16 protein-coding genes and 2 pseudogenes are annotated in these 13,261 nt (G+C 62.2%); 6 read left to right on the forward strand and 12 right to left on the reverse strand.

Annotated features, from left to right (window positions below):
• Nucleotides 1–123: 123 nt before the first annotated feature.
• The 5 genes from GVL61_RS18140 to GVL61_RS18160 form a co-directional block, all read right to left on the reverse strand.
• On the reverse strand, nt 124–471 hold the full coding sequence (locus tag GVL61_RS18140) for a hypothetical protein (RefSeq protein ID WP_235037778.1): 348 nt from the start codon (nt 469–471) through the stop codon (nt 124–126).
• 108 nt (nt 472–579) lie between these two features.
• Complete coding sequence (locus GVL61_RS18145) at nt 580–1,005, reverse strand: flagellar biosynthesis repressor FlbT (RefSeq protein ID WP_159982070.1); 426 nt, start codon at nt 1,003–1,005, stop codon at nt 580–582.
• 168 nt (nt 1,006–1,173) lie between these two features.
• Nucleotides 1,174–2,094 carry a flagellin gene (locus GVL61_RS18150; RefSeq protein ID WP_159982071.1) on the reverse strand — a complete coding sequence of 307 codons (921 nt, stop codon included), beginning with the start codon at nt 2,092–2,094 and terminating at the stop codon, nt 1,174–1,176.
• Nucleotides 2,095–2,324: 230 nt separating this feature from the next.
• Nucleotides 2,325–2,882, reverse strand: coding sequence for a hypothetical protein (locus tag GVL61_RS18155; protein ID WP_004213004.1), 558 nt, complete (start codon nt 2,880–2,882; stop codon nt 2,325–2,327).
• Nucleotides 2,879–3,508: a recombinase family protein gene (locus GVL61_RS18160; protein ID WP_004213007.1), complete on the reverse strand. Its 630-nt coding sequence runs from the start codon at nt 3,506–3,508 to the stop codon at nt 2,879–2,881. Before GVL61_RS18160 ends, GVL61_RS18155 begins: the two co-directional genes overlap by 4 nt.
• A gap of 95 nt (nt 3,509–3,603) precedes the next feature.
• Between GVL61_RS18160 and GVL61_RS18165 the strand changes: the two genes are divergently transcribed.
• The gene (locus GVL61_RS18165; RefSeq protein ID WP_159982072.1) at nt 3,604–6,501 is read left to right on the forward strand and encodes a Tn3 family transposase; all 2,898 of its coding nucleotides are present in this window, start codon (nt 3,604–3,606) and stop codon (nt 6,499–6,501) included.
• Nucleotides 6,502–6,505: 4 nt separating this feature from the next.
• On the opposite strand, the gene GVL61_RS25465 is transcribed toward GVL61_RS18165, so the two are convergent.
• Nucleotides 6,506–6,655, reverse strand: coding sequence for a Tn3 family transposase (locus tag GVL61_RS25465; protein WP_159982073.1), 150 nt, complete (start codon nt 6,653–6,655; stop codon nt 6,506–6,508).
• Nucleotides 6,651–7,123, reverse strand: a pseudogene (locus GVL61_RS18175) (DUF4158 domain-containing protein); the annotation flags it as partial. The gene GVL61_RS25465 and the pseudogene GVL61_RS18175, both read right to left, overlap by 5 nt.
• Before the next feature lie 6 nt (nt 7,124–7,129).
• Between GVL61_RS18175 and GVL61_RS18180 the strand changes: the two are divergent.
• Complete coding sequence (locus GVL61_RS18180; protein ID WP_368667132.1) at nt 7,130–7,360, forward strand: hypothetical protein; 231 nt, start codon at nt 7,130–7,132, stop codon at nt 7,358–7,360.
• Between the two features lie 46 nt (nt 7,361–7,406).
• Here the strand turns inward: GVL61_RS18180 and GVL61_RS18185 are convergent, their stop codons facing one another.
• Complete coding sequence (locus GVL61_RS18185) at nt 7,407–7,673, reverse strand: DUF2171 domain-containing protein (RefSeq protein ID WP_159982074.1); 267 nt, start codon at nt 7,671–7,673, stop codon at nt 7,407–7,409.
• 113 nt (nt 7,674–7,786) lie between these two features.
• A complete protein-coding gene (locus GVL61_RS18190) occupies nt 7,787–8,638 on the reverse strand; it encodes an SDR family oxidoreductase (RefSeq protein ID WP_159982075.1) in 852 nt (283 codons plus the stop codon).
• A 105-nt stretch (nt 8,639–8,743) separates the two neighbouring features.
• On the opposite strand from GVL61_RS18190, the gene GVL61_RS18195 reads away from it, so the two are divergent.
• From GVL61_RS18195 to GVL61_RS25470, 4 genes and pseudogenes are all read left to right on the forward strand, one after another.
• A complete protein-coding gene (locus GVL61_RS18195) occupies nt 8,744–9,352 on the forward strand; it encodes a flavodoxin family protein (RefSeq protein ID WP_159982076.1) in 609 nt (202 codons plus the stop codon).
• Between the two features lie 42 nt (nt 9,353–9,394).
• Complete coding sequence (locus GVL61_RS18200; protein ID WP_235037779.1) at nt 9,395–9,835, forward strand: hypothetical protein; 441 nt, start codon at nt 9,395–9,397, stop codon at nt 9,833–9,835.
• 161 nt (nt 9,836–9,996) lie between these two features.
• Nucleotides 9,997–10,293, forward strand: coding sequence for a plasmid stabilization protein (locus GVL61_RS18205; RefSeq protein ID WP_159982077.1), 297 nt, complete (start codon nt 9,997–9,999; stop codon nt 10,291–10,293).
• 236 nt (nt 10,294–10,529) lie between these two features.
• Nucleotides 10,530–10,598: pseudogene (locus GVL61_RS25470) on the forward strand (CDGSH iron-sulfur domain-containing protein); the annotation flags it as partial.
• A 51-nt stretch (nt 10,599–10,649) separates the two neighbouring features.
• Here the strand turns inward: GVL61_RS25470 and GVL61_RS18215 are convergent.
• From GVL61_RS18215 to GVL61_RS18225, 3 genes are read right to left on the reverse strand one after another with little or no spacing between them, the layout of a single operon-like run.
• A complete protein-coding gene (locus GVL61_RS18215) occupies nt 10,650–11,318 on the reverse strand; it encodes a trimeric intracellular cation channel family protein (protein ID WP_159982078.1) in 669 nt (222 codons plus the stop codon).
• Nucleotides 11,319–11,342: 24 nt separating this feature from the next.
• Nucleotides 11,343–12,614, reverse strand: a complete 1,272-nt coding sequence (locus tag GVL61_RS18220) for a M20 family metallopeptidase (protein WP_159982079.1) — start codon at nt 12,612–12,614, stop codon at nt 11,343–11,345.
• Between the two features lie 18 nt (nt 12,615–12,632).
• The gene (locus GVL61_RS18225) at nt 12,633–13,205 is read right to left on the reverse strand and encodes an NADPH-dependent FMN reductase (RefSeq protein WP_159982080.1); all 573 of its coding nucleotides are present in this window, start codon (nt 13,203–13,205) and stop codon (nt 12,633–12,635) included.
• Between the last annotated feature and the right edge of the window lie 56 nt (nt 13,206–13,261).

Consider the following 13,261-nt stretch of genomic DNA (forward strand, 5'->3'; position numbering starts at 1 on the left):
CGACATGCTCAGAGATGCACGCCGCACCACCGAGACCTGGCACGGCTTCCTCGATGACTTCCTCGATGATCCCGAGCTCGCCGCCCGCTTCAAGGCCCAAACGCCGCGGTAACGCCCGGACGGTTACCCATCCTCGGCCGCTTGGGGCTTATCAAACGCACCGATCCGCATGGGGGAGGGGAGCCAGTTACCGGGAAGGCGGCCCGACACGTTGACGGCAAGGTCCGCCTTCTTCTTGATGGTCGCGCAATTGTCGGCGCTGGCATCGCCCACTTCCTCACGCAGAAGGGTAACGAGGGAAGCCCGCTTCATGCGGTCAAATACCGCGATGGGGGCCGACCACCGATCGGCGATATCGACTGCCGACGCCTTAGCGATCTGCTCAAACTGGTGGTGTCGATCAGACGGGCAACCGCCCGCGAACACTGTGCCATCCACCATCATCGCCACCAAACCCGCCAGCAGGGTCATCTTGGGGTCGGTTCCGGCTGAGGGCGAAATGACACCCTAAGCGAAACGGCAAGAAGTGGTGGGAAGCAGACTTTATCTGCTGTATGCGATCATCCGCTTTGTCGAGTGTCAGCGGCAGTTGGTATCTTCGATTTCTACCGTCGTCGGGATACCAGCCAGCGCATTGTCTTCGTACCTGATCAACCAGCGACATTCTGCGAGCGCTTGATAGAACTGCCCTACGCCGACGTTGTCGGCAAAGCGTACACACGCAGACTTCGCCTCGGGCGACTGCAGCGCACTCATCAGCTCTTCCAAGCGTTCCAGCAGCGCATGCTGGTGACGGATTAGGTTGGCTGGGTCGATATAAGCCATCATGCATGCGAAATAGAGCTGCTTTGCCGGGCTATCGGCATCCTCCGGCTTCATCACATCCCTCCCTCGCAGAATGGTTGCTGCGTTTTCTAAGACAAGATCTGTTCGCCCGACCGCGCGCAGCACCGCACCATTCACAATAACTGGCTCACGGTTGCGAAGCGAAATACGAAGCGTCATGCCAAAAGGTCCTTTAGAAGAAATTATATCATAGAAGGATCGCCACCGTTTGTCCCACGAGACGAATTTGCCGGTTTGATCAGAAATAAAAAGGCCGGGACGACGGATCGTCCCGGCCTTTCCGAAATCCCCCTCCGGCGAGCCGGAAAGGCCAGTCGTTCGTTCCGCTTACCGGAAGAGCGACAGGAGCGTCTGCGGTGCCTGGTTGGCGATCGACAGGGCCTGCACGCCCAGCTGCTGCTGAACCTGAAGGGCTTGAAGGCTCGCAGACTCCTTGGCGAGGTCTGCATCGACGAGGTTGCCGATGCCGCTCGTCACCACGTCGGACAGGTTGCTGTTGAAGGCAAGCTGGCCGTCGATCTGGCGCGAACCGGCTCCGAGCTCGCTGAGACTCGTCTTCACCTTGTCGAAGAAGGTGTCGAGCTTGGCCCCGAGCGTCTTCGCCGCGCCCGAACCGGTCGCCGCCGCGGTGGTGGTGGAGGTCGAATCATCGGCCAGCGCCAGGTTCGTAATGTCCGCGTCGGTGCCGGAAGCCCCGAACGCGGTCCCGGCCGCCTCGCTCAGCGCCTGGTTGCCGATCGTGAGCGTATCGCCGCCCCCGATCGATTGCAGCGCGCTGACCTTGTCGCCAGTGGCGGCGACGGGGGTACCGCCCCCGACCGCAGCCGTGCCCTTCAGCAGGTTGGTACCGTTGAAGTTCGAACCTTCGATTACGGTGTTGATCTGCTTCTTGAGCGCAACGAGGTCGTTGGAGATCGCCTTGCGGCTTTCTTGGTCCAGACCGGCATCCGATGCCTCGAGCGCTTTCGACTTCATCTGGTTGACGAGGTCGGAGATCTGTTCGGCACCGGCGACGGCCACGTCCGTGACGCTCTTGGCGTTGTTGAGCGAGCTTGTGACTGCGCCCAGCTTGCCGAGGTCGCCGCGGAGCGTCTGGGCGACGGTGTACTTCGCCGAGTCGTCCTTCGTGGACGCCACGTTCAGACCCGTGGTGATACGGCTCTGGGTGGTTTCCATCGAACGGTTGGTGGCATTGAGGCTCTGGAGAGCAGCCATGGCACCAGCATTGGTGTTTACCGAAAACGCCATTTCAAGTTTCCTTCTAGGTTACAGGCCGTTTCTACGGCCTGACGGCAAAAACGCTGCCGTCCGTGCAATCCCGAAATAAACGGGTGCAAAAGCATTCTAGGACAGGAATCATCAACGCGGTCGCGCACCGCGAGCGATTTCTCGCACGAAGCTGGAACTGCCTGCTTCTGTCCTGAATGGGGCGGATGCTGCCCTTCACCATTCCGCCGGATGGATGTCGATCAAATGGATCAAATGTCAGTGAGATCCTCAGGGTACATCCCACCGCGCTGGCAGAAGAGAGCCCATGTTTCCTTCCCCTGTGCGGTTACGATCATGCGAACCGGTAAATCGACTGCGAGCGCGATAAGGCCGAGGCGGACAAGCGGGCCAATGCTCCTATCGCTGATCACCCTGTCAGGGGTGTACCCTCCTGCCACGAGTGTCCATCCGGGCGTTCCGCGTTCGGTAATAGCCGGAGCGAGATGGCCGTCACGTGGGAGATCGGTATCGCGGCCCAGGGTGTATAGGCAGATACTCCAGAAGGCATCTCGCGGTCGTGGTGGGATCAACGCCCATTCCAGCGGGCCGGCATCATCCTGTTCGGGCGCTTGAACGGCTGCGGCCGGGTCGTCCCGGACTCCATCGCGGTACGCGCGCTCTAGCGCCTGCGCGATGGCGCCAGCAGTGTCGACGGCGATCCCGTACTTCCGATTGTAGCGATCCTTGGCGACAATGCCTCGGGCGATTTCGCGAAACCGCGCCTTGCGCCGGGGATCGGGACGCAGCCGTCCAGACGCCCCGGTCATGTCGTCACCGTGACATCAGGGCTCACGTTACCCCGTGCGCGAGCCACGATCCCGGCGACCGTGTTCTTGCTGAGTCCCAGGTCGCGAGCGATCCAGCGATAGCTCCGCCCCTCGGCGATATGCGCCAACACTTTGGGCGCGAGGCGGTCCGACTTGGGTCGCTCCCCCAGTTGCCGGCCGAGTTTGCGGCCACGTGCCCGCGCTGCAGCAAGGCCAGAGCGGACCCGCTCGCTCAGCATGTCGCGCTCGAACTGGGCTATACCTGCGAGCATCGTCGCCATCATCCGCCCATGCGGCGTATCGACCTCGAACGTCATGCCGCTCATCGCGACCACCGACACGCGCCAGCCCGACAGCCGGTTGAGTGTATCGAGCAGGTCCTGGGTCGAACGCCCCCAGCGACTGAGTTCGGTAACGAGGATCGCATCGATATGGCGTGCCTGCGCCAGCTTCATCACCTCAGCCCGCGCCGAACGGTTTGCCTTCATGCCCGACGCGGTTTCGCGGAAGACCTCGACCACTTCATAGCCGCCACGCTCGGCAAAGCCGGCCAAGTCGCGGAGCTGCCGTTCGCACGACTGGTCGGCTGTCGAAACCCTGGCGTAGATGGCGGCGCGCTGTCCCAATTGAACCCTTCTGGAATTAGGCCTCGAAAAGCCTTGATTTGCGTGGGGTCAGTGTTGTCCAAAACAGACTTCTGTTCAATGGGGACAAGCCGTGCATGCCGAGACGCCATATCCTCAGCGCCCGACAGCGTTCGGCCCTACTCGACCTACCGACTGACGAAGCGGCGCTGCTGCGCCATTATATTCTGGCAGACGATGACCTGATTCATATCGACCGGCGTCGCCGACCGGAGAACCGCATCGGGTTCGCCCTGCAGTTGTGCGCGCTGCGATATCCAGGCCGGACCCTTGCTCCCGGCGAACTGATCCCCCACACCGTATCTGCCTTTCTAGGCGCCCAGCTTGGCATCGCTGGCGAGACACTCGCGGCCTATGCCGTTCGACGCCAAACCCGCCACCAGCACATGGAGGCGCTGCGCCGTATCTACGGATACAGAATGTTCCCCGGACGGGGACCGTATGCCAGGGCTTTCCGCGATTGGCTTCTCGCCGAAGCCGAGCAGGCACGCTCAAACGACGACCTTGCCCGGCGCTTCATTGCCCGCTGCCGTGAAACCATGACCATCCTGCCGGCGATCACGACAATCGAGCGTTTGTGCGCGGACGCGCTCGTCGCCGCCGAACGTCGGATCGAGAAGCGGATCGCGGCCCGTCTCGATCCCGTCGCCTGTGATGGGCTCGACAGACTGACTACCGAGATGCTGCCGGGGGCGATCAGCCGCTTCATCTGGCTGCGCCGGATTGAGCCGGGCAACAACTCCGCCGCGGCGAACCGGCTGCTCGACCGACTCGAGTTCCTGCGCGCGATGAACCTCAATGATGGTTTACTTGCCGGTGTTCCACCGCATCGCGTCGCCCGGCTACGCCGGCAGGGCGAGCGCTACTTCGCCGATGGCCTGCGCGACCTCGGCGCCGATCGGCGCCGCGCTATCATGGCGGTCTGCGTCATTGAATGGGTCACTGCGATGGCGGATGCGGTGATCGAAACACATGACCGGATCGTTGGCCGCACCTGGCGCGACGCGAAGCAACTGCATGACGCGCGGGTCGTAGAAACCAGAGGCGCTACCACTGCGACTTTGAACGGCTTCACTGCACTCGGTCAATCATTGCTCGAAGCGCATGGCGACGGCGCGTCGCTGGAAGATGCGGTCGCGCGCGGGGCGGGATGGGAACGGCTCACGAGCCTCGTCGCTACGGCCAAGACGTTGACGGACACCTTGGGCGACGATCCGCTGGCCCATGTTGATCAGGGGTATCACCGCTTCCGTCGGTATGCCCCGCGCATGCTGCGATGCCTCGATCTCAAAGCTGCGGCGGTTGCACGGCCTTTGCTGGACGCGGCTACCGTCATCGCTACCAAGGGCGCAGTTCCGGCGGCCGACGATTTCTTGCGCCCGCATTCCAAATGGCGACGACAGTTGCGGGCGAAGGGCGATGATGATGCCCGCCTCCGGGAAGTCGCGGTCATGTTCCACTTGCGCGACGCGCTGCGCTCGGGCGACATATGGCTTGACCGCTCGCATCGGTATGGTGACCTGCGCCACGTCCTCGTGCCGATGGCGGTCGCGCATGCCGCGAAACTGGCGGTCCCGTCCGACCCGCAGGTCTGGCTGGCCGACCGCAAGGTGCGTCTCGCCGATGGCCTTGCCCGGCTCGGTCGCGCCGCGCGCAGCGGTACAATTCCGAAAGGCAGCATCGAGGACGGCACGCTGCGCATTGATCGGCTCACCGCCGACGCGCCGGATGGGATCGAGGATCTGGTGCTAGATCTGTATCGCCGGCTGCCGCCCGTCCGCATCACCGATCTGCTGCTCGAAGTCGATACCGCGCTGGGTTTCACCGATGCCTTCACACATCTGCGCACCGGCGTGCCGTGCGGCGACCGGATCGGGCTGCTCAACGTCCTGCTCGCCGAGGGCCTGAATTTGGGCCTGCGTAAGATGGCAGAGGCTTCCAACACTCACGACTATTGGCAACTCTCCCGTCTCGCGCGCTGGCACGTCGAAAGCGAGGCGATCGACCAGGCGCTGGCCAACGTGGTCGCGGCGCAAGGGGCGCTGCCGATGGCCCAGGTCTGGGGTATGGGTAGAGCCGCATCGGCCGATGGCCAGTTCTTCCCCGCCGCACGGCAGGGCGAGGCGATGAATACGATCAACGCCCGCTACGGCAACGATCCCGGCATCAAGGCCTATACTCACGTTAACGACCGCTTCGCGCCGTTTGCATCGCGGACTATTCCAGCCACAGTCAGCGAAGCACCTTACCTCCTCGACGGGTTGACGATGAATGAGGCAGGGCGACGGATCGAAGAGCAATACGCCGACACCGGCGGGTTCACCGATCATCTGTTCGGGATCGGCGCCATGCTCGGCTACCGCCTTGTACTGCGCATCCGCGACCTCCCATCCAAGCGTCTGTACGTATTCGACCCTGCCACCACTCCAAGCGAGCTGCGCCCGCTGGTGGGCGGCAAGGTCCGTGAGGCGCTGATCGTTTCCAACTGGCCCGATCTGTTCCGCTGCGCCGCCACGATGAGCGCTGGACAGGTCGCGCCGAGCAGCATCTTGCGCAAGCTCGCCTCCTATCCGCGCCAGAACGATCTTGCCTCCGCGCTGCGCGAGGTGGGCCGGATCGAGCGGACGCTGTTCATCATCGAATGGATACTCGACGTCGGCATGCAGCGCCGTGCACAGGTCGGCCTCAACAAGGGCGAGGCACATCATGCGCTGAAAAATGCCCTGCGCATCGGCCGTCAGGGCGAAATCCGCGACCGCACGACGGAGGGTCAGCATTACCGGATCGCCGGCCTCAACCTGCTCACCGCCATCATCGTCTACTGGAACACCCTGCACCTTGGCCATGCCGTTGAGGCCCGGCGCCGCGAAGGGCTCGATACCCCCGACCATCTTCTCGCCCATATTTCGCCGCTCGGATGGGCACACATCCTCCTCACTGGCGAATACCTTTGGCCCAAGGACGCCGGCGCTTAGGGTGTCATTCCGCCCTCAGCCGGAACCGACCCCCTTCAGCGCGAAGCTGGTCGAGGGCGGCGTCGATGTAGATCGTATTCCAGAGCACGATCAGATTGACGACTAGCCCGAGCGCGCCAAGCTGGTCCTCCTGGCCAACGCGATGGCCTGTCACGTAAGCGATCCAACGGACTTTGCCGTCCGTCGCCGGTAACCGCGACGAGCGTATCGAGCCGGTGCGTTGCTCTGGCGTCAGCCTAGCGACCAGACGGCGATGGACGTGCGCGGCGACCCGCGTGCGGACCCGTGCGATATCGCGCTCGAGGACGGAAAGGCCCGGCAGCAGCACCTTGGATACAAGCAGCCATATCACTGCTGCGTCAAACAGCATCGAAGGGCGATCGGTGCCCGTCCAGCAAAGGGCATATATGAAACGGTGCAGTCGAAACGCGACGCTGGGATCGGACAGGACCCGGTAGCCATAATGGTCGCGGACGCGCGGACCATGCCGCCATCGCCCCTTGGTTGCGCAATATCGCGCCATCAGTTCGGCCGTTCCGTCGATCCCCAACTGGCTGCCGACAAATCGTGTGACCGATGCCGGTGTCAGTGCCGGATCTTCGAGAAAGGTGCCGAGCGCTCGGGCAAGGTGGAATATGCCGTACTTCAGTTCGGCGGCCTGTTCGGGCTGGGGAGCGATTATTATCCGCTACCCTGGGACGTACTCACCTATGACACCGATCAGGGCGGCTATGTCGTTAATCTCGACAAGAGCGTGCTGGAAAAGGCGCCCCGCTACGCAAGCGACAGCGAGCCGGCTTTCGATCGCAACTACGGGCGAGAGATATATGGCTATTACGGCATCAACTACCCCTACTGATTAGGCAGAAGTGGCCGGCCCGTAGGGGCCGGCTACTTTTTCGCGCTTAGGACGACTTATCGCTGAGCGCCTCGCCGCTTTCCTCCTCTTCCAGCAGAACGGCTGCCGAACCGGCTGCAGACAGACGAACCTGATTGCCTTCGACAGCGGCCACCAGCCCTCCGGAGAAATAGTGATGATGATCGGCATGCGAGCCGCTGTCGGCCTTCGTCATTTTGATGCGATCGCCCTCGACCTTGTCGACCGTGCCGATATGAACGCCATCTGCGCCGATGATTTCCATATGCTCCTTGATTTGGCTCAGGTCCGTCATCTCAGTTCCTTCCATTCGGTGAAAATGCTGTATCATTTGCCAGGCAGGGCTCGATTTGTCCGACGCTGGACACTTGGGATGCGCGATGTCTCGCTGACAGCGGAAAAAGCGCTCTAACCGTTCACGATGATTCCGCCATTTGGATGGAGCACCTGCCCGGACATGTAGCTGGAATCCTCGCAGGCGAGGAACAGGAAGGCGGGCGCGACTTCATTGGGCTGTCCCGGCCGCCCCATGGGCGTGCTCTTGCCAAAATGCTCCAGCTTTTCCGGTTTCGCGCCGCCGCATGGATTAAGCGGGGTCCAGATCGGTCCTGGTGCGACCGCATTCACGCGAATGCCATCGCCGACCAGATTTTCCGACAATGACCGAGTAAAGGCCGTAATCGCGCCCTTAGTCGAGCTATAGTCGAGCAAATCCTTGCTGCCCTGGTACATGGTGACGCTCGTGCAATTGACGACCACCGCGCCCGGCTTGAGGTGTGGAAGCGCGGCCTGCGTCAGGAAGAACATTCCGAATATGTTGGTTTGGAAAGTCCGACGCAGCTGTTCCTCGGTTATGTCTGTGATGTCCTCATCGGGATGCTGCTCGCCAGCGTTGTTGACGAGAATGTCGATCCTGCCGAAAGCATCGAGCGTCTTGCGTACGATCTCATCGCTAAACTCTTTCCCGCCTATATCGCCGCGGATGGTGATCGCCTTGCGGCCTTCGGCCTCGACGATCCGCTTTGTTTCGACGGCATCGTCATCTTCGAGCAGATAGACGATAGCGATGTTAGCGCCCTCACAAGCATAAAGCGCCGCTACGGCGCGTCCGATGCCGCTGTCGGCGCCAGTGATGATCGCTACCTTGTCCTTGAGACGCTCGGAACCCTTATAGCGAGGCTGCCATTCGGGCTTTGGGTCGAGTTTGCTTTCATGCCCGGGAAGCGCATCTTCGTGGATCATCTGGGCGGTCTCGGTCATTGCGCATCTCCTTTGAAGGCAGAACTCTTTTCCCGCCGATGAGTTCTCCTGTCTGTGAACGGATGATCGCACGCATGCGTCAGCCGACACCAAAGGAGATGATCGATGCCACTCAAGGCCCTGGCTCTCAATTGCACGCTCAAGAGCGACGCGAACGAGGCAAGCTCAACCGACGTGATGATCGCGGTGCTGAAACACGCATTTTCCGAGCGTCAGGTTACGATCACAGAGACGGTGCGGGTGGCAGCGCTCGATATCAAAGCCGGAGTGACATCCGACGAAGGTGACGGCGATGCCTGGCCTGCGCTGCGCGAGAAAATACTCGCGCACGACATCCTCATCTTCGGCGGCCCGATCTGGATGGGGCAGATATCCAGCATCGCCAAGCGCGTGCTCGAACGGATGGACGCTTTTCTCTCGGAGACAGACGATCAGGGCCGCATGCCGAGCTACGGGAAAGTTGCGGTGGCGGCGAGCGTTGGCAACGAGGACGGCGCGCATTTTTCATCCGCCCAGCTTTTCCAGGCTCTGAATGATGTAGGCTGGACCATTCCAGCGGTCGCGGGATGCTACTGGGTCGGAGAGGCTATGGCGTCTACGGATTTCAAGGATTTGGCGACGACGCCGGACAAGGTGACGGAGACTGCAAAGATGGTGGCTGGCAACGCTGCGCATCTGGCCGGTTTGCTGCAGAAAAACCCCTATCCTGGCTAAGCCGACATCCTAGCTCCGATCAGCATCCATGGAGAAAGCTTCGTGAAAGATACAGGATGGATTGCCGCAGCGGAGTTCGTGCGACATCCGTCAATGGTCGGCTCGGCCTTTCCCGCAAGCGCCCGAATGGTGCGCCGCATGCTGGCCCCGTTGGACTGGTCTAAAATCAAGGCCCTAGCTATATCGGCGCAGGAGCTTGCGGCACAGCCGACTGCATTCTTACCGGCCTGCCTGCCGTTCTCGACGCTGGGCGATGCAGAGGCGGAGATTATCATGCACGAGACCGCCCTTGCGCTAAGGCCGACCGGTGTTCTTGCGGCATATCAGATGCGTACTGCCATCCGCCATCTCATCGACCGCAATTTTGCCCAGGTGCGGCGAGACCTTGAATGGTGCAACATACCGCCCTGTCATCTTTATTGGGCGGCCAGTCCGTTTAAAGCCCCGAAAATTGCCGGGCTTCAGGTCATATCCAGCCAATAGACGCTATGCGGCCCGGGTGGACTTCGATCCCGTATAGGACGGGCCAAAGCGCGATTTCTAGCAATCAGGATATTGCAGCCAACGGATCAAAACAGATCGGGACGAATTGGCAACTGCCGCGTTCAAAGGATTGGCGGGGGTTACTAACAAGGAGAAGGATCATGCCTCGCGGAGACAAGTCGAGCTACACCGACAAGCAGAAGCGCAAGGCCGAGCATATCGAGGAGGGCTATGAGGACCGCGGTGTAGGCAAGGAGGAAGCAGAGAGGCGCGCCTGGGCGACGGTCAACAAGGAGTCCGGGGGCGGAAACAAATCTGGCTCCGGCCGGGGCAAGAACGAAAACCACGAGAGTTCGCGCAAAGGTGGCCGCAAGGGCGGATCGGGCCAGAGCGCGGAAAAGCGCTCTGCGGCTGCGAAAAAGGGCTGGGAAACCCGCCGACGCAAGGGAAATTCCTGATGTGGATCCACCCGGCCAAGCTCGGCGGCGTACAGGTCTGGCGCCAGGTCGCGGACACTGAGAAACCTGACATCCGGGTCACCGTCATCCGCCAGGTTGGCAATTGCCCTACCTGCCTGTCTCGATCGGCCTCATAGAGGATCCGGTGGAGCAATGCAGTGGTTCACTCTGGCTGCGGAGTGGAGTTGCGCTCGTGTCATCCGACGGCTTTGAATATGAAATCCGTGACCGCGTAACGCTGTGCCGCATCGCGCAATAAACCATTTTGTGACGGGACACATGCCCAGATGAAATTCCGCGAATAACCGATGTGTGCGAAGCCATCAGGCTCTCGCATCGACGATCCACGGGCTCCATCACTGCTCGTCGGGAGATGTTGGGACATCTCTTTCATGCGCGACCGGCAGGTGCCATCCCCGACGGATCGCCATCATCCGCAGCCAGAAGCAGACGAGGCCTCCGCCGAGCGCGGTGACGATGATCGGTAGATGCAGCAAGCTGCCGCCCACCACGACCGCCGCGCCGGCCAACGCTGCCACCGCATAGAGGTCAGAGCGAAGCACGACCGGAATTTCGGCGAGCAGCACGTCACGGGCGACGCCGCCGCCAATGCCGGTCAACATCCCCAGCAGTGCGGCCATGACCGGGTTCAAACCATAGGCTTGCGCCTTTTCCGTCCCTGCGACGGCGAACAGGGCCAGGCCCGCAGCATCGAGCATACGGACCGGATTGCGCAACTTCTCAATCAGGGGGGACCAGGAAAAGCATAGCAGCCCCGCCGCGAGTGACACCGCCAGATAGCGCCAATCTTTCAGCGCCGCGGGCGGCGCCGCGCCGATTAGCAGATCGCGGGCGATCCCGCCGGAGGTGGAGGCCGCGAAGGACAGCACGAGGATCCCGAATATATCCAGTCGCCGCCTGACCCCCGCCATCGCGCCGCTGAGCGCAAAGGCGAACGTCCCGCCAAGATCGAGCACGAGCACGAGCGTCCGCAGCAGTTCGTCCGTCGCCCGCGCGTCAATCATCGTTGCGGGGAACCTGAAAAACGATCATCGAGCCGCGTTCCATGCCAGCGCCGCCGCGACCATCGCTTCCACTCCGGTTGCTAGCGTCGGGTGCAGTACCGGCGCGAACTTCGGGCTGTGGTTGACCGGCAGTTCGTTCAGCCGCCCGTCCGCCTTGGCCTTGGCATAAAGCGCGGGATCGGTGCCGCCGACGAACCAGAAGACCGAGGGCGCATGCCATTCCGTGCCGAAGCATCCGAAATCCTCGCTCGCAGGGGCCGGGCCGGTATGATGGACGCGTTCGGCAGAGAAATGCGCGCGAAACGCCTCGGCAATTCGGTCGCTCGACGCTTTGTCGTTGACGTTGAGCGGATAGCTATCGAGCGACGTGATCTCCGGCGGCCGGGGGGCGCCCGACGCCTCGGCCTCGGCGTTCACGATCCGCGTGATCGCCGCGAGCACCCGCTTGCGCACCCCCTCGTCAAACGTGCGGACATTCAGCTTGATGAGCGCTTCATCCGGGATGACATTCTCCTTGGTGCCGGCCTGGAGCACGCCGACCGTGACGACGGCGGCCTCGGTTGCCGCGACCTCGCGTGAGACGATGGTCTGCAAACGCAGGACAACCGAGGCCGCCATGACCACCGGATCGATGCTGGCCTGCGGCATCGAGCCATGCGCGCCGCGCCCGAACAGACGGATCTGCAAGCTGTCCGCCGCCGAGGTGATTGGCCCGGCGCTCCCGGCGACCGTCCCAGCCGGGCCGACCATGACGTGCTGGCCCAGCACCACATCGGGCTTGGGAAAGCGAGTAACCAAGCCGTCATCGATCATCGCTCGCGCGCCCTGTGCGGTTTCCTCGCCTGGCTGGAACAGCACGATCAGTGTGCCTCGCCAGGCATCGCGGGTGCGGGCGAACAAGGCGCTCGCTCCCATCAGCCACGCCACATGCATGTCATGCCCGCAGGCATGGGCCACCGGCACCGTCTTGCCGGTGGGATCGGTCGCCGAAACCGTGCTGGCATAATCGAGCCCGGTCGCTTCTTGTACCGGCAAGGCGTCCATGTCGGCGCGCAGCATGACGGTCGGGCCGTCGCCGTTACGCAGCAGGCCGACGACGCCGGTTTTCCCAACGCCGGTCGTCACCTCATAGCCGTTGTCCGCCAGATGTTTGGCTGCGATTCCGGCGGTGCGGGTTTCCTGCATCGAAAGTTCGGGGTGGGCGTGGACGTCCTTGTAGGTCGTCTCCAGCGTTGGTAGCAGATCAGGGAGACTGGCCAGAAGGCGCGTCAGCGAATCGGTTTGAGCATCGTTCATGGAAAGCACTCCTGCAGTTCAAGCGTCTTTCGGCAGCACCGACAGCACCCTGGCGATGAAGGTGTGGAACTCCTCCATATAGCCCCGCAGGAACGCCTCGGTGGATTCGACCGTCACCTCGCCGCTGTCGCTGATCAGACCGGGCGTGAACTGGATATAGGCTTCAGGCGCGTTCATCTGGGGTGAATTGCAGAAACCCAGCACGCTGCGCAGGCTCTGCTGGGCGATGGCGGTGCCGATCGCGCCGGGCGAGGTGCCGATGACGGCCGACGGTTTGTGTGTGAAGCTGTTGGTGCCATAGGGCCGGCTCGCCCAGTCGATGGCGTTCTTGAGGCCGCCCGGGATCGAACGATTATATTCCGGCGTCACGAACAACAGCGCATCGACCGCCTTGAGCGCATCCTTGAACGCGCGCGCTGCCGGCGGGAAATCCGCGTCATAATCATAGCTGTAGAGCGGCAACTCGGCGAACGAGATCTCGGTGAAGGTGAGATTTTCGGGGGCCAGGCGGATGAGGGCACCCGCCAGCTTGCGGTTGATGGACTCCTTGGCGAGGCTGCCGATGAGGTAGCCGACTTTATAGTGCTTCATGGTGCGTCCTTTCATTTGTGGGATCGAGGGAGGCTGCTGCGGAGGCCCCGCAGCCG

Source organism: Novosphingobium sp. 18050 (assembly GCF_902706195.1).
GTDB lineage: Bacteria > Pseudomonadota > Alphaproteobacteria > Sphingomonadales > Sphingomonadaceae > Novosphingobium.